The 17,401-nt window shown below is 71.2% G+C and carries 13 protein-coding genes and 4 pseudogenes; 7 read left to right on the plus strand and 10 right to left on the minus strand.

What is annotated here, in order from left to right:
* The first annotated feature begins 162 nt into the window (after positions 1–162).
* From OJ254_RS13095 to OJ254_RS13105, 3 genes are read left to right on the plus strand one after another with little or no spacing between them, the layout of a single operon-like run.
* A complete protein-coding gene (locus OJ254_RS13095) occupies positions 163–1,302 on the plus strand; it encodes a 5-(carboxyamino)imidazole ribonucleotide synthase (protein WP_265362475.1) in 1,140 nt (379 codons plus the stop codon).
* A complete protein-coding gene (purE, locus tag OJ254_RS13100) occupies positions 1,299–1,838 on the plus strand; it encodes a 5-(carboxyamino)imidazole ribonucleotide mutase (RefSeq protein WP_265362476.1) in 540 nt (179 codons plus the stop codon). Before OJ254_RS13095 ends, purE begins: the two co-directional genes overlap by 4 nt.
* Positions 1,835–3,022, plus strand: a complete 1,188-nt coding sequence (locus tag OJ254_RS13105; RefSeq protein ID WP_265362477.1) for a dipeptidase — start codon at positions 1,835–1,837, stop codon at positions 3,020–3,022. Before purE ends, OJ254_RS13105 begins: the two co-directional genes overlap by 4 nt.
* 9 nt (positions 3,023–3,031) lie before the next feature.
* On the opposite strand, the gene OJ254_RS13110 is transcribed toward OJ254_RS13105, so the two are convergent.
* Positions 3,032–3,400: a VOC family protein gene (locus tag OJ254_RS13110; protein ID WP_265362478.1), complete on the minus strand. Its 369-nt coding sequence runs from the start codon at positions 3,398–3,400 to the stop codon at positions 3,032–3,034.
* A gap of 72 nt (positions 3,401–3,472) precedes the next feature.
* On the opposite strand from OJ254_RS13110, the gene OJ254_RS13115 reads away from it, so the two are divergent.
* Positions 3,473–4,018 (plus strand): CGNR zinc finger domain-containing protein, encoded by a 546-nt coding sequence (locus OJ254_RS13115; RefSeq protein WP_265362479.1) that lies wholly within the window; start codon positions 3,473–3,475, stop codon positions 4,016–4,018.
* Between the two features lie 445 nt (positions 4,019–4,463).
* Here OJ254_RS13115 and OJ254_RS13120 read toward each other — a convergent pair whose 3' ends face one another.
* Complete coding sequence (locus tag OJ254_RS13120; RefSeq protein WP_265362480.1) at positions 4,464–5,804, minus strand: UDP-glucose dehydrogenase family protein; 1,341 nt, start codon at positions 5,802–5,804, stop codon at positions 4,464–4,466.
* Positions 5,805–6,011: 207 nt separating this feature from the next.
* Between OJ254_RS13120 and OJ254_RS13125 the strand changes: the two genes are divergently transcribed.
* Positions 6,012–7,187, plus strand: coding sequence for an acyl-CoA dehydrogenase (locus OJ254_RS13125; protein WP_265362482.1), 1,176 nt, complete (start codon positions 6,012–6,014; stop codon positions 7,185–7,187).
* Between the two features lie 73 nt (positions 7,188–7,260).
* Here OJ254_RS13125 and OJ254_RS13130 read toward each other — a convergent pair whose 3' ends face one another.
* Positions 7,261–8,544 carry an LCP family protein gene (locus OJ254_RS13130; RefSeq protein WP_265362483.1) on the minus strand — a complete coding sequence of 428 codons (1,284 nt, stop codon included), beginning with the start codon at positions 8,542–8,544 and terminating at the stop codon, positions 7,261–7,263.
* A 714-nt stretch (positions 8,545–9,258) separates the two neighbouring features.
* On the opposite strand from OJ254_RS13130, the gene OJ254_RS13135 reads away from it, so the two are divergent.
* Positions 9,259–9,813, plus strand: coding sequence for an acyl-CoA thioesterase (locus tag OJ254_RS13135; RefSeq protein ID WP_265362484.1), 555 nt, complete (start codon positions 9,259–9,261; stop codon positions 9,811–9,813).
* Here the strand turns inward: OJ254_RS13135 and OJ254_RS13140 are convergent.
* The 3 genes and pseudogenes from OJ254_RS13140 to OJ254_RS13150 all read right to left on the minus strand — a co-directional run bounded on the left by OJ254_RS13140 (position 9,764) and on the right by OJ254_RS13150 (position 12,361).
* Entirely contained in the window at positions 9,764–10,258 is a 495-nt protein-coding gene (locus OJ254_RS13140; protein WP_265362486.1) for a VanZ family protein, read from the minus strand. The two genes, OJ254_RS13135 and OJ254_RS13140, sit on opposite strands and share 50 nt — an antisense overlap.
* A 220-nt stretch (positions 10,259–10,478) precedes the next feature.
* Positions 10,479–10,838, minus strand: coding sequence for a hypothetical protein (locus OJ254_RS13145; RefSeq protein ID WP_265362487.1), 360 nt, complete (start codon positions 10,836–10,838; stop codon positions 10,479–10,481).
* A 26-nt stretch (positions 10,839–10,864) separates the two neighbouring features.
* Positions 10,865–12,361: pseudogene (locus OJ254_RS13150) on the minus strand (LCP family protein).
* A 198-nt stretch (positions 12,362–12,559) separates the two neighbouring features.
* Here OJ254_RS13150 and OJ254_RS13155 point away from each other — a divergent pair.
* Positions 12,560–13,556 (plus strand): annotated as a pseudogene (locus OJ254_RS13155) (glycosyltransferase family 2 protein).
* A gap of 93 nt (positions 13,557–13,649) precedes the next feature.
* On the opposite strand, the gene OJ254_RS31020 reads toward OJ254_RS13155, so the two are convergent.
* The 4 genes and pseudogenes from OJ254_RS31020 to OJ254_RS13165 form a co-directional block, all read right to left on the minus strand.
* Positions 13,650–14,042, minus strand: coding sequence for a LytR C-terminal domain-containing protein (locus OJ254_RS31020; protein ID WP_341483604.1), 393 nt, complete (start codon positions 14,040–14,042; stop codon positions 13,650–13,652).
* Between the two features lie 388 nt (positions 14,043–14,430).
* Positions 14,431–14,568: pseudogene (locus tag OJ254_RS31025) on the minus strand (hypothetical protein); the annotation flags it as partial.
* The gene (locus tag OJ254_RS31030) at positions 14,514–14,807 is read right to left on the minus strand and encodes an LCP family protein (protein WP_341483605.1); all 294 of its coding nucleotides are present in this window, start codon (positions 14,805–14,807) and stop codon (positions 14,514–14,516) included. The pseudogene OJ254_RS31025 and the gene OJ254_RS31030, both read right to left, overlap by 55 nt.
* A 600-nt stretch (positions 14,808–15,407) precedes the next feature.
* Positions 15,408–17,174, minus strand: a pseudogene (locus OJ254_RS13165) (LCP family protein).
* Between the last annotated feature and the right edge of the window lie 227 nt (positions 17,175–17,401).

Below are 17,401 nucleotides of genomic sequence, written 5' to 3' on the forward strand. Positions count from 1 at the left end.
CGGGCCCGCGCCGGGCACCGGGCACCGCCCCGTACCGGCTGCCCCGGCCCGGGACCAACGACCGGTGGTGATCTTCCACCGGCGATCTTCGAACGTACGAACTCGGAGGATCATCCAAGGCCGGGTCAGGCGGAACGATGGCTTACGGATACCCTGGGGGGCGTGACGTTCCCGGTAGTCGGCATGGTCGGCGGCGGTCAGCTCGCCCGTATGACCCACGAGGCGGGTATCCCCCTCGGCATCAAGTTCAAGCTCCTCAGTGACACCCCGCAGGATTCGGCGGCCCAGGTGGTCAGCGAAGTCGTCATCGGCGACTACCGCGATCTCGACACCCTGCGCGCCTTCGCCCGCGGCTGCGACGTGATCACCTTCGATCACGAGCACGTCCCCACCGAGCATTTGCGGGCCCTGGAGGCCGACGGCATCCCCGTCCGCCCCGGTCCCGACGCGCTGGTGCACGCCCAGGACAAGGGCGTGATGCGGGCGAAGCTGGACGCGATCGGCGCACCGTGTCCGCGCCACCGCATCGTGACGGACCCCGAGGACGTGGCGCGGTTCGCGGAGGAGGGCGACGGGTTTCCCGTGGTCCTCAAGACCGTCCGCGGGGGCTATGACGGCAAGGGCGTCTGGGTCGTGCGATCCTCCAAGGAGGCCGCCGAGCCGTTCCGTGCCGGGGTGCCCGTCCTTGCGGAGGAAAAGGTCGATTTCGCCCGCGAACTCGCGGCCAACATCGTCCGCTCCCCGCACGGCCAGGCCGTCGCCTACCCGGTCGTGGAGTCCATCCAGGTCGACGGCGTCTGCGACACGGTGATCGCCCCGGCGCCCGACCTCGACCCCGAGCTGGCCGGCCAGGCCCAGGAACTCGCGCTGCGGATCGGCCAGGAACTCGGCGTCGTCGGCCACCTGGCCGTCGAGCTCTTCGAGACCGCCGACGGCCGGATCCTCGTCAACGAGCTCGCCATGCGCCCGCACAACTCCGGCCACTGGACCCAGGACGGCGCGATCACCTCGCAGTTCGCCAACCACGTCCGTGCCGTGCTCGACCTCCCGCTCGGCGATCCGCGCCCGCGCGCCCGCTGGACGGTGATGGCCAACGTCCTCGGCGGCGACTACCCCGACATGTATTACGCGTACCTGCATTGCATGGCACGGGACCCGCAGCTGAAGATCCATATGTACGGCAAGGACGTGAAGCCCGGCCGTAAGGTCGGGCACGTCAACACCTACGGCGACGACCTGGCGGATGTGCGCGAGCGCGCCGCGCACGCCGCCGGCTACCTGCGAGGAACGATCACCGAATGACTTCCCCTGCAAGCCCCCTGGTCGGCATCGTCATGGGCTCCGACTCGGACTGGCCCGTCATGGAGGCCGCCGCCCAGGCCCTCGCCGAGTTCGAGGTGCCCCACGAGGTCGACGTCGTCTCGGCCCACCGGATGCCCCGCGAGATGATCGCGTACGGCGAGAACGCGGCCGACCGCGGCCTGAAGGTGATCATCGCCGGCGCGGGCGGCGCGGCCCACCTCCCCGGAATGCTCGCCTCGGTCACCCCGCTGCCCGTCATCGGCGTCCCCGTACCGCTCAAGTACCTGGACGGGATGGACTCCCTCCTGTCCATCGTGCAGATGCCGGCCGGTGTGCCGGTCGCCACCGTCTCCGTCGGCGGGGCCCGCAACGCCGGGCTGCTCGCCGCCCGGATGCTCGCCGCGCACGACCCCGAACTCCAGGCCCGGATGCGGGAGTTCCAGCAGGAGCTCAACGAACAGGCCACCGAGAAGGGCCGCCGGCTGCGCAACAAGGTCGCCACCCCCAACGGCTTCGGCTTCGGGGGCGCCAAGTGAGCAGCTCCCGGGAGACCGCCCGGGAGCTGCTCACCCGCTGGCCCGTCGTCGACGGACACAACGACCTGCCGTGGGCACTGCGCGAGCAGGTCCGCTACGACCTCGACCGGCGCGACATCGCCACCGACCAGTCCGCCACCCTGCACACCGACCTGCCGCGGCTGCGGGCCGGCGGGGTCGGCGCGCAGTTCTGGTCGGTCTACGTACGCGCCGACTACGCCGGCGACACCGCGGTCAGCGCCACCCTGGAACAGATCGACGTGGTACGGCAGTTGGTCGCCCGCTACCCCGACGCGCTGCGCCTGGCGCACACCGCCGACGACATCGAGGCGGCCCGCGCCGAGGGCCGGATCGCCTCCCTGATGGGTGCCGAGGGCGGCCACTCCATCAACAACTCGCTCGCCACCCTGCGCACCCTGCACCAGCTGGGCGTGCGCTACATGACGCTCACCCACAACGACACCATCGACTGGGCGGACTCGGCGACCGACGAGCCGCGCCACGACGGCCTGTCCGCCTTCGGCGAGGAGGTCGTCCGGGAGATGAACCGCTGCGGGATGCTGGTCGACCTCTCGCACGTCTCCGCGGACACCATGCGCGACGCCCTGCGGGTCAGCACCGCGCCGGTGATCTTCTCGCACTCCTCCGCGCGGGCCGTCTGCGACCACCCGCGCAACGTCCCCGACGACGTGCTGGCCCAGCTGCCCGCCAACGGCGGCATCGCGATGGCCACCTTCGTGCCGAAGTTCGTGCTGCCCGAGGCGGTGGAATGGACGCGGCGGGCCGACGAGAACATGCGCGCCCACGGCCTGCACCACCTCGACACCACGGAGGAGGGCATGGCGGTGCACCGGGCCTTCGAGGCCGCCAACCCGCGGCCGCGGGCCACCGCGGCGACCGTCGCCGACCACCTCGACCACATGCGCGAGGTCGCCGGCGTCGACCACATCGGCATCGGCGGCGATTTCGACGGCACCGCCTTCACCCCCGACGACCTGGCGGACGTCGCGGGCTACCCGAACCTGATCGCCGAACTGCTGGACCGCAACTGGTCCGAGGCCGACCTGGCCAAGCTGACCTGGAAGAACGCGGTCCGCACGCTGCGCGCCGCGGAGGACGTGGCGCGCGCCGAGCGGCAGCGGCGCGGCCCGTCCCACGCGACGATCGGGCAACTGGACGGCTGACCGCGGCCGTTACTTGAGGCAGAGGCAGAAGGGGTGCCCGGCGGGGTCGAGATAGACCCGGAAGTCGCGCACCCCTTCGTCGTGCTGCACGAGCTTCGCGCCCAGCCCGACGACCTTGCGCTCGGCCTCGTCGATGTCCGCCCGGGCCACGTCGAAGTCCAGGTGCAGCTGCTGCGGCACGTCCTGACCCGGCCACTGCGGCGGCCGGTAGCCGCTCTCCACCCGCTGGAAGGCCAGGGTCCGCCCGTTCGGCCCGGCGACCTCGATCCAGTCGTCGTCCTCGCCGTCCGTCACCCGCCAGCCGAGCATCTGCGCGTAGAACTCCGCGAGCGCGGCGTGGTCGGGACAGTCCAGCACGGTGACACCGAGCGTGATCATGGCGTTACCTCCATGCGCGTTCAACCGGTAACTTCGTTACTGCATGATGGCAGCTATCGGTAACATTGCAAGGTGGCATCCCGAACGGCCCCGGATTCCCTGCTCCTCGTGCAGGACCTGGTGAACACCCTCGACATCGAGACCGGCGCGGACACGCTGAGTGCGGACGGCGGTCCGCGCGCCTTCCTGCGTGACCACGGGTTCCCTGAACTCGCCCTGGACGGCGACGAGTTGACGAGCCTCCAGTGCCTACGAGAGGCGCTGCGCGCGGCCTGCCTGGCCCACACCACGGGCAGCCCGCTCCCCACCCCGGCCGCCCGCACGCTGAACCGGCTGCTGGCCGAGGCCCCCCTGGTGCTGGCCGTGGCCGAAGACGGCCACCCCGCGCTCCGCCCCGCCGACGGCCTCCGGGGCGCCGCCCACCTCACGGCCCACATCGCCGCCGCGATGGCGACCGCGGTCGCCGACGGCACCTGGACCCGCCTCAAGGTCTGCGAGGCCCACGACTGCCGCTGGGCCTTCTACGACCGCAGCCCGGCCGCCCGCGGCCGCTGGTGCACGATGGCGGTCTGCGGGAGCCGGGCGAAGATGCGGACGTACCGCGCGAAGCGGGTGTAGCGGTTTTCCCCACGTACTTGTCTGCGGCGCCGCGGGTGTTGTTCGCCGTTGCGCCTGCGGCGGGCTGGGTTGTGGTGGGTGCGGTGACGGGCCTCCGGGGCCGGTTGTGTGGACTGCTGACGCTTTACGTCCACACAACCGGCCCCTCCGGCCCGTCCCCTCCCGTTGGGGGGAAGTGAAGGACGGTGGGGGTGCACGTAATGCCCACGCACGGGCAGCCAACAGATGAGGCCCGCCCCCAACCAGCTAAGAACTCCCACCTACGGGAGGGGCTGGACCGGAGGACGGAGTCTGGAGGGCCGGCACCGCACCCGACAACACCATGCCCGCCGCCAGGCGCAACGGCGAGACGACCCGCGGCGGGACGGCGAGGTACGTGCGGGGCGCCGCAAAGCGCGCAACGGCGAGCAACAACCGCGGCGGGACGGCCAGCTACGTGGGGAGATTAAGCCCGAGGCCTGCCGAGGGCACGGTAGGTCCAGCCCGCCTTGCGCCAGAGTTGGGGGTCGAGTGCGTTGCGGCCGTCCAGGATGCGGCGTTCGGCGGTGACCTCGGCCAGTGCTGCCGGGTCCAGTTCGCGGAACTCGCGCCACTCCGTCAGGTGCAGCACCACGTCCGCGCCGCGCACCGCCTCCAGCGCGGTGTCCGCGTAGCCCAGCGTCGGGAAGAGCCGGCGGGCGTTCTCCATGCCCTTGGGGTCGTAGACGGTGACCTGGCCGCCCTGGAGGTGGATCTGGCCGGCGACGTTGAGTGCGGGGGAGTCCCGTACGTCGTCGGAGTCCGGCTTGAAGGTCGCGCCGAGGACCGCGACGCGCTTGCCGAGGAAGCCGCCGCCGACCGCGTCCCGGGCCAGCTCGACCATGTGGCCGCGGCGTCGCATGTTGATCGAGTCGATCTCGCGCAGGAAGGTCAGTGCCTGGTCGGCGCCCAGCTCACCGGCGCGGGCCATGAACGCCCGCAGGTCCTTCGGCAGGCAGCCGCCGCCGAAGCCGATGCCGGCCCGCAGGAACTTCTTGCCGATCCGGTCGTCGTGCCCGATCGCCTCGGCGAGCTTCACCACGTCGCCGTCGGCCGCCTCGCAGACCTCGGCCATCGCGTTGATGAAGGAGATCTTCGTCGCCAGGAAGGAGTTGGCGGAGGTCTTCACCAGCTCGGCCGTCGGGTAGTCCATGACGATGAACGGCGAGCCCTCGGCGATCGGCTTGGCGTAGACCTCGCGCAGCAGCTCCTCGGCCTTCTCGCCGGCCACACCGGCGACGATGCGGTCGGGGTGCAGGGTGTCCTGGACCGCGAAGCCCTCGCGCAGGAACTCCGGGTTCCAGGCGAGCTCGGCCGCCCGGCCGGCCGGGGCGGCGGCCGCCAGCCGCTCGGCGAGGCGGGCCGCGCTGCCCACCGGCACCGTCGACTTGCCGACGACCAGCGTGGGCCGGGTCAGATGCGGCGCCAGCGCGTCGAAGGCGCTGTCCACGTAACTCATGTCGCAGGCGTACTCGCCGTGCTTCTGCGGGGTGTTCACGCAGACGAAGTGGACGTCGCCGAACGCGCCGGCCTCCTCGTAGGAGGTGGTGAAGCGCAGCCGCCCGGTGGAGCCCTCGATGCCGGCGACATGGCGGCGCAGCAGCTCCGCGAGGCCCGGCTCGTACATCGGGACCTCGCCGCGCTGCAGCATCTCGATCTTCTCGGGGACCACGTCCAGCCCGAGCACCTCGAAGCCGAGCTCGGCCATGGCTGCGGCGTGGGTGGCGCCGAGGTAGCCGGTGCCGATCACGGTGATCTTGAGGGCCATGGGTGCTCCAGACGCATGCTGACGAAAACGGCCGGACCGAGCATAGTCGCGAGGCGAATGGCCTACTCCAGTCGTGCGGCGGGCAGGACCGTAACTGTCGGCAACCTCACGTATCCGCAGGCCGGGCCCGGCGCCTAGAATCCGGAGAGGTAAAGGGTTACTTAACGGTAGTTAGCGCTGCCGGAGCTCACAGGGGAGTGAGAGTTAGTGGCGGGATCCGCTGATTTCGATCTGTACCGGCCGTCCGAGGAGCACGACATGCTCCGCGAGTCGGTGCGCTCGCTCGCCGAGGCGAAGATCGCGCCGTTCGCCACCGCGGTGGACGAGGAGGCCCGCTTCCCGCAGGAGGCGCTCGACGCGCTGGTCGCCAACGACCTGCACGCCGTCCACGTACCGGAGTCCTACGGCGGTGCCGGGGCCGACGCGCTGGCGACCGTCATCGTGATCGAGGAGGTCGCCCGGGTCTGCGCCTCGTCCTCCCTCATACCGGCCGTCAACAAGCTCGGCTCGCTGCCGGTGATCCTCTCCGGCTCCGAGGAGCTGAAGAAGAAGTACCTGGGCCCGCTCGCGGGCGGCGACGCGATGTTCTCGTACTGCCTGAGCGAGCCGGACGCCGGTTCCGACGCGGCCGGCATGAAGACCAAGGCCGTCCGCGACGGCGATGACTACGTCCTCAACGGCGTCAAGCGCTGGATCACCAACGCCGGCGTCAGCGAGTACTACACGGTGATGGCGGTCACCGACCCGGAGAAGCGCTCCCGCGGCATCTCGGCCTTCGTCGTCGAGAAGGGCGACGAGGGCGTCTCCTTCGGCGCCCCGGAGAAGAAGCTCGGCATCAAGGGCTCCCCGACCCGCGAGGTCTACCTCGACAACGTCCGCATCCCCGCCGACCGCATGATCGGCGAGGAGGGCACCGGCTTCGCCACGGCCATGAAGACCCTGGACCACACCCGCATCACCATCGCGGCCCAGGCGCTCGGCATCGCCCAGGGCGCGCTGGACTACGCCAAGGGCTACGTCCAGGAGCGCAAGCAGTTCGGCAAGCCGATCGGCGACTTCCAGGGCATCCAGTTCATGCTCGCCGACATGGCGATGAAGCTGGAGGCGGCCCGTCAGCTCACCTACGCCGCGGCGGCCCGCTCTGAGCGGATCTCGGCCGGCGGCAAGGGCGAGGACCTGACCTTCTTCGGCGCCGCGGCCAAGTGCTACGCCTCGGACGCCGCCATGGAGATCACCACGGACGCGGTCCAGCTGCTCGGCGGCTACGGCTACACCCGCGACTACCCGCTGGAGCGGATGATGCGGGACGCCAAGATCACCCAGATCTACGAGGGCACCAACCAGGTCCAGCGCATCGTGATGGCGCGCAACCTGCCCCAGTAAGCACCACGGCACACAAGAAGGGGCCCGGACCGCCGTCGCGGTCCGGGCCCCTTCCCGTGGCCGGGTCCCTGCGTCAGTTGCTGCTGACCGTGACCTTCTCGTCGTTGTTCAGCTGCTGGACCAGCTGCTGCAGCTTGGCCTTGTCCCACACCAGGTTGCCGCCGGTGGAGCCGGAGATCGGCATGTTCATCGACTTGCCGTCACCGCTGGTCACGCCCTTCATCGCGAAGAACATCTCGCCCAGGTCCCACAGGCTCATGTCCTTGTCGACGATCAGCGTGTCCAGGCCGGCGCCCATCACCGGGTAGAGCTTGAACGGGTTGAGCACGGTGCTCGGCGTGGCGGTCTGGCTGGCCAGCGACGACAGGAACTTCTGCTGGTTCTTCGTCCGGTCCAGGTCACTGCCGGCGAAGGCGTGCCGGGTGCGGACGAAGGCGAGCGCCTGCTGGCCGTTGAGGGTCTGCTTGCCGGCCGGGAAGTCGGCGCCGGACCACTTGTCCTTGAACGCCTTGGGGATGTCCATCTCCACACCGCCGATGGCGTCCACGATGTTGGCGAAGCCGGCGAAACCGATCTCCACGTAGTGGTCGATGTGCAGGTGGGTGTTGGCCTCGACGGTGCGCACCAGCAGCTCCGGGCCGTCCTCGGCGTAGGCCGCGTTGAGCTTGGTGTGCCGCCCGGTGCCCGGGTACTTCTTGCCGGAGTCCGAGCCGACGAAGGACGGTATCTCGACGTCCGAGTCACGCGGCAACGAGATCAGCGTCGGGCCGTTGCTGCCGTCGTGCAGGATCATCATCGAGTCGGTGCGCTTGCCCTCGGCGGAGCCGGTGTGCAGCTTCTTCTTCTCCTCGGCGGACATGCCCTCGCGGCTGTCCGAGCCGACGATCAGGTAGTTCGTGCCGTCGCCGGTCTCCGGCCGGTCGATGACCTTGCTGAGGTCGACCTGGCGGCGGAGCTTGCCGTCGGCCCAGAAGTACGTGGCGACCGAGGCGACCGCCAGGACGGCGACCAGGGTGATGATCGTCCACTTGATGCGCCGGCCCCAGCGCGGCCGCGGCCGCCCGCCGCCGTAGCCGTCGTCGTAGCGGTCCCCGCCACCGCCGCCGCCTCCGTAGACCTGGCCGGTGTTGTAACCGTCGTACGCGTCGTCGTAGCCCTGGGACTGCTGCGGCGGCACGGTCGCGCCCCTGCGCGGGGACATCGACGGCGGCAGCGGGGGCTCCTGTCGCCGATAGCCGGGTGCCGCGTCACGCCGCACCTGGGGCATGGCACGCGCCCCCTCCGGGTCGGCGCCGCTGCCGCGCCCGTACCCGTTGCCGTTCCGCTCGCCGGACCATCCGTTGGGCCACTCATTCATACCGGGCAGTGTGCACGGCCCAGGGCCCGTCCCATAGGGCGGGTGCGGGATCGGGCCAGGCCTGTTGCAGACCTGATGCAAAGCGACGGCGGCGTTCCGCCGCATATCGCAAGGGCCCGTGACCATTCCGACCTGCACGAACGGAATCTACGATTCCGGAACCTCCCCACGTACCGGTTGCACTTTGTGTCATTCCCCACGTACCTGTCTGCGGCGGCGCGGGTCTTGCTCGCCGTTGCGCGCTTTGCGGCGCCTCCCACGTACCTGTCTTTCCCGCCGCGGGGCTTGCTCGCCGTTGCGCCTGGCGGCGGGCGTGGTGTTGTCGGGTGCGGTGCCGGCCCTCCAGACTTCGTCCTCCGGTCCAGCCCCTCCCGTGAGTGGGAGTTTCTGAGCTGGTTGGGGCGGGCCTGGTCTGTTGCCTGCGCGTATGTGGACGGTTACGTGCGCCCCCACCGTCCTTAACTTTTCCTCTCACGGGAGGGGACGGGCCGGAGGGGCCGGTTGTGTGGACGTAAAGCGTCAGCAGTCCACACAACCGGCCTCGGAGGCCCGTCACCGCACCCAACAACACCTGGCCCGCCGCAGGCGCAACGGCGAGACGACCCGCGGCGCCGCAGACAGGTACGTGCGGGGCGCCGCAAAGCGCAACGGCGAGCAACACCCACGGCGGGACGGCCGAGTACGTGGGAAGCGAAGCCGCTTAGGCTGGGGCGCATGACCGAACCAGTCGACAGCGACCCCGATCGTGAACCGGTGGGCAAGCCCACCTCCGTGTCCCGCATCACGCTCAGCCACATCATGACGGCCGGCGACACGAATCTCCTCGGGTCGGTGCACGGTGGCGTGATCATGAAACTGGTCGACGATGCCGCGGGCGCGGTGGCCGGCCGGCACTCCGGCGGGCCGGCGGTGACCGCCTCCATGGACGAGATGGCCTTCCTGGAGCCGGTCCGGATCGGCGACCTCGTCCACGTCCGCGCCCAGGTCAACTGGACCGGCCGCTCCTCCATGGAGGTCGGCGTACGGGTCCTGGCCGAGCGCTGGAACGAGTCCAGCCCGGCCCAGCAGGTCGGCTCCGCCTACCTCGTCTTCGCCGCCGTCGACGAACACGGCAAGCCGCGCCCGGTGCCGCCGGTGATCCCCGAGACCGAGCGGGACAAGCGCCGCTACCAGGAGGCGCAGATCCGCCGTACGCACCGGCTCGCCCGGCGCCGCGCCATCAAGGAGCTGCGCGAACGGCGCGCCGCGGAAGGCCTCGACGACGCATAGCGGCCACCGCCAGCTGCCCCAGCAGCGCCAGCCCCGCCCCGATCACGGTGCCGGCCGCCGCGCACAGCACGTCGTCGATGTCGGCGATCCGGCCGGCCCGCATCAGCAGCTGTGCCGTCTCGATCACCAGGGACAGCCCGACCCCCAGCAGGAACGCCAGCGCGACCGGGACCCGCGGCACCGCGAACCGCAGCAGCAGCGGCACCGGCACGAACAGCGCCGCGTTGGCGGTCTGCCGCCGTACCAGCATCGCCAGCTCCCCGGGCTCCAGCTGGGCGCCCAGCTCGAACAGCCCCTCACCGGGCCGCCACCACACCGTCGCGTCCCCCGAGCCGATCGGCTGGGCCGGTGCCAGCGTCGCCACCAGGAGCAGCAGCAGCCAGCCGGCCAGCAGCACCCGGGCGGTGGTGCGCGGCGCGGGCCGGCCGGGGACAGCGCGGTCCACAGGGCGAACCCCGTCGCCAGCGCCAGCGCCGCGATCAGGAACAGCGCCACCGTGGTGGGGGTGATGCCCAGCACTACCTGCCACACGAGGTGCACCTTTCCGAGGAGGTCCGTGGCGCCCGCCGGGCGTCAGCCGCAGCTCCACTTGGTGACGTAGACGGTTTCCGCGTGCTCCATGACGCCGCGGATGCACTCGTCCGCGAGCATCTCCACCCGGCCGCTCAGCGTGACCGCGCCGTGCCGGGTCCACCGGGTGCCGAACCAGCCGGGAACGCCGTGATCCGGGTGTTCTTGCGCTGGTAGCCCAGCCGCACCGGGATCTTCCCGAGGCCGGCCGCCGCGCCGTGCCGCCGGTAGGTCGCGGTGTACGTCCCGTCGGACCCCACCGGGCCGCGCAGGCACAGCTGGCCGCGGACCAGGTCGCCGCAGCCGGTCGGGGCGGCGGGTGCCGGCGGTGCCGCGCGGCGGTCGCCGCGACCAGCACAGCGCGGCCGCCGCGACGAACGCGCGGCGGACCCGGCGGCGGGCGTCCGGGCGGTTGGCGGGCGGCGCGGCCGGGGTGCGGCGGGGCGCGGGGACACTCATGCCGGGGCCTCGCTTCGCTCGCTCATGGGCACACCGCCTGGTCGCCGGTGACCGCCGAGACGCGCCCGCCGGCGGCGACGGTTCCTCGGCCCGCACCCGGTGGACCGCCTCGTGGTCCTGTCCGACCGTCACCCGCATCACCGGTCCCTGCCCGGTCACCGCCGCAGCTCGGCGCCCGGCAGCGCGGCGGCCAGCGAGTGGGCCGAGCGGTTCCAGCGCGGGTCGTAGGCGATGACCGTACGGGCCAGCCGGCCGAGCCTGGAGTTGCCCGGGGGGCCGACCGTCGCGAACCCGGTGGCGTGCAGCTCCCGGGCCACCGCCGTGGCCAGCCCGGCCCGGTCGCTGCCGTTGTCGACCTGCACCTGCACCCGGCCCGGCGGCACGTCCACGACCGCGGCGCGCGGCCGGTGCCGGTCCGGGTGCTCCGCGAGCGGCCGGTCCTCGCGGATCGCCTCGAAGAGCTTCGGCGCCCGCACCGGGTCCCACCGCACGGTCGAGCCGACCCCGGCACCGGCTGCGCCACGTCGCCCAGCGGGACGGAGGTGAACTCCGACGACGACGGGGTGAAGCCGCGCATCGCCTGTCCGAGGTCGACCAGGTCGTTCGCCTCGAACCCCGGATCGGCGCGGACGGACGACAGCATCGTGTCGGCGACGTCCTTGAAGCGGATCGGGTTCATCAGCACCCCGGAGGAGGTGATCTTGTGGATCAGGGCGGCCAGGAAGCGCTGCTGGCGCTGCATCCGGCCGAGGTCCGCGGAGCCGTCGATATGGCGCGAGCGCACGTACTGCAGCGCCTGCCCGCCGTTGAGCTGCGCCTTGCCGACCGGCAGGTTCAGCCCGGTGTAGCTGTCGTGCAGCGGCCGTACGGTGCAGATCTCCACCCCGCCGACCGCGTCCACGGTCCGCATGAAGCTGGTGAAGTCGACCTCCAGATAGTGGTCGATGTGCACGCCCGTCATGTGCTCGACGGTCCGCACGGTCAGGTTGGGGCCGCCTTCGGCGTAGGCCGCGTTCAGCTTGATCGGTGTGCGGCGCGGGCCCGGCCGGTGGCCGCGTCCGTATGGGCGGGCACCTCGGCGTAGGAGTCCCGGGGGAGGCTGACGACGCTGGCGCGGTCCCGGTCGGCCGACAGGTGCACCAGCATCAGGGTGTCCGTGCAATGGCACGGCTGGCCGCCCAGGTGGTACTTCTCCTTCTCCTCCTGGGTGAGCTTGTCCCGCCCGTCCGTGCCGACGACCAGGAAGTTCAGCCCGTCGCCGCCCCCGGCCGGTTGCTCATCCCCTGGAACGCGTCCACCCGGCCGATGCCGGTCTCGACGCCGGTGACCATGGCGTGCCCCACCCCGCTCGCCGACAGCAGCAGCAGGGACGTGGCCGCGCCGATCCGCAGCCCCAGCGCGGGCCCGCGGGCGGCGGTGCGCGCCGGAGCGGTCGGCCCGGCGGGCGGAGCGGAACGGCGCGGTCACGGGGGACACCTCCGCGGTACGGACGGAACCGGCGAGAACACGGTAGGCCCATATGATCTGGTGCAAAGCACCACACGCCGGGCATCCGCCGGCCGGCCACCCGGCTGCGTCCGGGCCGGTCCGCCATTCGCGGTAACGTGAGGCGCGATTCTGCAGTCTCCCGGCGGGCGCTGCCGCCCCGGCGGCTCCGTCACGGGCCGTACCCCCGAGGAACCATGCCGCAGCAGCAGCCCCGGCCGTCTCCGTGATCATGCCGGTGCTCAATGAGGAACGTCACCTGCGCAATTCGGTCCGGCACATCCTGGAGCAGGAGTACGCCGGCGAGATGGAGGTGGTGATCGCCCTGGGCCCCTCCGCGGACCGTACCGACGAGATCGCCGCCGAGCTGGTGGCCGAGGACCCCCGGGTGCACACCGTGCCCAACCCGACCGGTCGCACCCCCGCCGCCCTGAACGCCGCGATCAAGGCGTCCCGGCACCCGATCGTGGTCCGGGTGGACGGGCACGGCATGCTCTCCCGCAACTACATCGCCACCGCGGTCCGCCTCCTGGAGGAGACCGGCGCCGCGAACGTCGGCGGGATCATGCACGCCGAGGGCGAGAACGCCTGGGAGGACGCGGTGGCCGCCGCGATGACCTCCCGGATCGGCGTCGGCAACGCCGCCTTCCACACGGGCGGCGAGGCGGGCCCCGCCGAAACCGTCTACCTCGGCGTCTTCCGCCGCGAGGCCCTGGAACAGCAGGGCGGGTACAACGAGGAGTTCATCCGCGCCCAGGACTGGGAGCTGAACTTCCGCATCCGCGAGGCCGGCGGCCAGATCTGGTTCTCGCCCGAGCTGAAGGTCCAGTACCGCCCCCGGCCGAGCATCAAGGCGCTGGCGAAGCAGTACAAGGACTACGGCAAGTGGCGCCACGTCGTGGCCCGCTACCACGCCGGCTCGATCAACCTGCGCTACCTCGCCCCGCCGACCGCGGTCTGCGCGATCGCGGCCGGCCTGGTGGTCGGCGCCGCCGTCACCCCATGGGCCTCGTCGTCCCGGCCGGCTATCTGGCGGCCATCACCGCGGGCTCGCTGCCCGCCGGCAAGGGGCTCTCCCTGAAGGCCCGCGCCCAGATCCCCGTCGCGCTGGCCACCATGCACATGTGCTGGGCTTCGGCTTCCTGACCAGCCCCCGCGCGCTGGCCAGGAAGGTCATCGTCAGCCGCCGCCCGGCCGTCGTCGCCCCGGCGGCGACGCCCACGGACTGACCCCGGCCGACGACACGACGACGAGCGGCCGCCGCCCCACCGGTTCCATCCGGCGGAGCGGCGGCCGCTCGCACGTCGAAGCGCGGGACAGGGCTAGAACGTGTAGTCCGGGTTCACCTGCATGCAGCCCTTGGACTCGCCGTTGAGGGCGTCCGCGCTGGCGGGCGCCTTGTCGGCGGGCTTGTCGTTGCCGGACGTCTTCGGGTAGGCCGTGCCCGCCCGCCAGTCGTTGCCGATCACCAGCTGCAGCCCGCTCACCGAACTCGACTCCCGCACCGCGCTCTTGGGCAGCCCGAGGGCCTTGGCGACGGCCAGCGCATCGCCGCGCCGGTCCGCGCCGTGGTACGTCAGGGTGGTGTCGGCCTGACTGGTGAGCACCGTGGTGGTGGCGGCCGCGGAGTAGCCGAGCCCGGCCAGCTGGTGCTGGATGTCGTTGGCGCGGCCGGAGGCCGGACCGGTCACCGTGCTGTTGGTGCCGTTCTGCACGACAATCTTCAGCTGTTCTTGGGAGTTGACGCCTTCGGGTCGGGCGCCGGCTTCTTCTTGGCGTCCTTGCCGTCGAGCGCGGTGTCGTTGCGCAGCATCGCGAACGTCGCGTCCGCGTCGCCGGCTTGGGCAGGACGTAGCGCTCACCGGGGCCGTACTGCCAGGGCATGGTGATCATCGTGATGCGCTTGGTCGGCACCCGGCTGAGGTCACCGCCCAGGTCGTAGAGCTTCTTGACGGTGTCCAGCCCGTCGTCGACGGTCAGCGCCTGGGTCGCGGCCTCCGCCAGGTCCCGCAGCTGTCCCGGGTCGGACAGCTTGGTGCCCTTCTTCAGCTGGCGGACCATCGAGTTCATGTACATGTGCTGGGCCTTGGCCCGGCCGATGTCGGTGTTGTCCTCGAAGCCGTAGCGGGTGCGCAGCCACTGCAGCGCCTGGACGCCCTTGACGTAGTGGGTGCCCTTGGTGAGCTTCAGGCCGCTGCCGTGGCCCCTGCTGTCGTGCGAGTAGACGTTGCCCGGACGCAGACCGGGACGCCGCCGATGGCGTCCGCCATGTCCACCACGCCGGAGAAGTCGACCATCATGAAGTGGTCGATGTAGACGCCGGTGAGCTCCTGCCAGGTGGAGAGGGTGCAGCCCGGACCGCCGTGCTGGAGCGACTCGTTGATCGGCGCGGTGGTCTGCGGAAAGACCTCGTGGGTCTTCGGGTCGGTGCACTTGGGGATCGTCACCCGGGTGTCCCGCGGGATGGAGACCACCGACATGTTTGCTGCGGTCGGCGGAGACGTGCACCAGCATCTGGACGTCGGCCAGCGGCTTGCGGTCCGCGTCCTGCCGGGCGCCGCCGAGCTCGATGTTCTTCTTGCTGTTCCGGCCGTCGGAGCCGAGCAGCAGGATGTTCAGCGGGCTCTGCCCGAACGCGTTGGGGTCCGGCTTCTTCAGGCCGTTGCCGCCCAGGGACCGCGGGGCCTTGCGGAGGTTGGCGTTGAGGTGCTCGTAGTACCAGTAGCCGGCGCCCGCGGTGCCCGCTATCAGGACGGCGAGGGATATCGCGGTCCAACGGAGGACCTTGCGGCCCTTCTTGCGGCGCGGCCGGCCCCCCTTGCGGGGCCGCCGGCCTCCTCGGGCCCGTCCCCGTCGCCGGGCGGCACCTCGCCGCCCTCCGGCGGCGTCCAGCCTGGCGCGTCCGGCGGCAGCCCCTTGTTCTCGTAGAGGCTGTCGTCCCAGCCCAGTTCCTGTGCTTCCGGCTGCCGTCGCCGGCGTGATCGGTCACCACGCACACTGCTCTGCCGCATTGGGCCCTCCCCCGTTGTCAGTCCGGTTGGTGCTTCCCGGCCGCTGTGCGGGCGGCCGGGTCACGTTCGTTACTTCGCGCAGACGTTCTTGTCGTCTGCGTTGACGTTCTGCACCCCGTCCGGGTTTCGGTCGGCGCCGAGATCGGTGTGCCCGGTGCCTTGAAGTCCTTGCCGAGGATCAGCTTCATCGGCACCCGGTCACCGGCGTCCTGCGCGGACTTCTTCAGCGCGCTCTTGGGCAGGCCCATCCAGTCGGCCAGTGCGGCGGCCTGGTCGGCCTGGTTGGGGGCGTACTCGAGGCGGGTGGCGGCCAGCTTCTGCGGGGCGTTGCCGGCGTTGGTGGAGAGCCGGGCGCCCTTGCTGTTCTGCAGCCAGTCCACGGTCTCCTGGGCCGAGCCGATCGGCCCGCCGCCGTTGGTCACATCGACCCGGACCAGCTCCGGCGGGGCCTTCTTGGCCGATGCGGAGCCCTTCTTGCCCTTGTGCTTCTTCGCCAGCTGGTGGTCGGCCCGGACCATCGCGAACAGCGGGTCCGCCTTCGCCTTGTCCAGGATGACGGTGGCCGGGTCGTTGGGTTGTCCAGCACCGGCACCGTGGCGAAGGTGATCTTGTCGAGGTTGACCCGCTTCAGGTCGTTGCCGAAGTCCAGCAGCTTGCCGGCCGTACCGATGCCGGTGTCGACGGTCAGCGCCTTGGTCGCCGCCTGGCTGACGTCGTAGAGCTTGCCGGGGCTGGAGAACGCGCTCGACTTCAGCTTGCGGATCAGCGAGCTGAGGAACTGCTGCTGCAACTGGATTCGGCTGAGGTCGCTGCCGGTTCCCACGGCGTGCCGGGTGCGGACGAAGGCCAGCGCCTGCTCGCCCTTGACGATGTGCCGGCCGGCCTTCAGGTGCAGGTGCGACTTGGGGTCGTCGATGTCCTTGCCGGCGCAGACCTCGACACCGTCCACCGCTTCGGACAGCTCCTTGACCGCGTTGAAGTTCGCCATCATGAAGTGGTCGACCTTCAGGCCGGTGAGCTTCTGGACGGTGCGCCAGGTGCAGCCGGGGTCCCGGCCCTCCTGGCCCAGGCTGGTGTTGAAGCGCACCTGGTGCTCGCCGCGGATGACCTTCTTCGAGCCGTCCTTCTGCGCCGTCGGGCAGTCCGGGATGTCGGTGATCAGGTCGCGCGGGATGCTCAGCGCGGTGGCGTTGGACCGGTCCTTGGAGATGTGCATCAGGATCGTGGTGTCCGCGTGCCCCACGCTCCCGGCGTCGCCGTAACCGGAGTTGCCCTTGCCGGACCGGGAGTCCGTGCCGATGATCAGCAGGTTCACCGGCCGTCGGACACCGCATCGTTCTCCACGCCGACGTCGACCTTGGAGATGTTCCCGTCCAGCTGCTGGTACAGGTAGTACGCGCCGCCGCAGCCGGCGACAAGGACGAAGCCGACCACGCCGGCCGTCCAGTACAGCGCCTTCTTCTTCCCGGACGCCTTCGGCTTGCGCTTGCGGCGGCTCGCCGGACCCGCCACCGAGGGCGAGCCGGTCGCGGTACGCCCGGCCGCCCGCCGCGCCGCCGCCCGGCCACCGGCCGGACGCCCGTCAGCACCGTCCTCGCCCCGCTCACCGCGGCGCCCGCGCTGCGTCGGCAGCGGGCGGGTGTCGGTGTCGTCCCCGGCACCCGGCCGCCGCGCGGCGCGTCTGGACCCGGGGGCCTTGGGGTTGGAGGGCCGAGCGGGGGCTTGACCGGCCGGGTCAAGCCGCAGCTCGTAATTGCCGGTGTTCGGATCGAACACCCACTGATCGGCGGGATCCACGTTGTCGTCGCCCGCCTGCCCACGGCCTTGCGCGTCCACGGTGCCTTGAGTCCTCCGTCGGTGCCACGCGGCGCCATCCCCTCAAGGCGCTCGGGTAGGTCGATCGTGCAGTGCATGGTCAAAGGTGCATGGTCAAAGGTGCATGGTCATCGGTCCGGCAATGTGCGGACCGGATCGCTCACACTATCCGCCCAGTTCAGCGCCACGCGACGCGCGTGACAAATTCCACTTCCCTACAACTGGGCAATCCGCCCAATCCATTCGAG

Source organism: Streptomyces endophytica, assembly GCF_026153355.1.
Lineage (GTDB): Bacteria > Actinomycetota > Actinomycetes > Streptomycetales > Streptomycetaceae > Streptomyces > Streptomyces endophytica.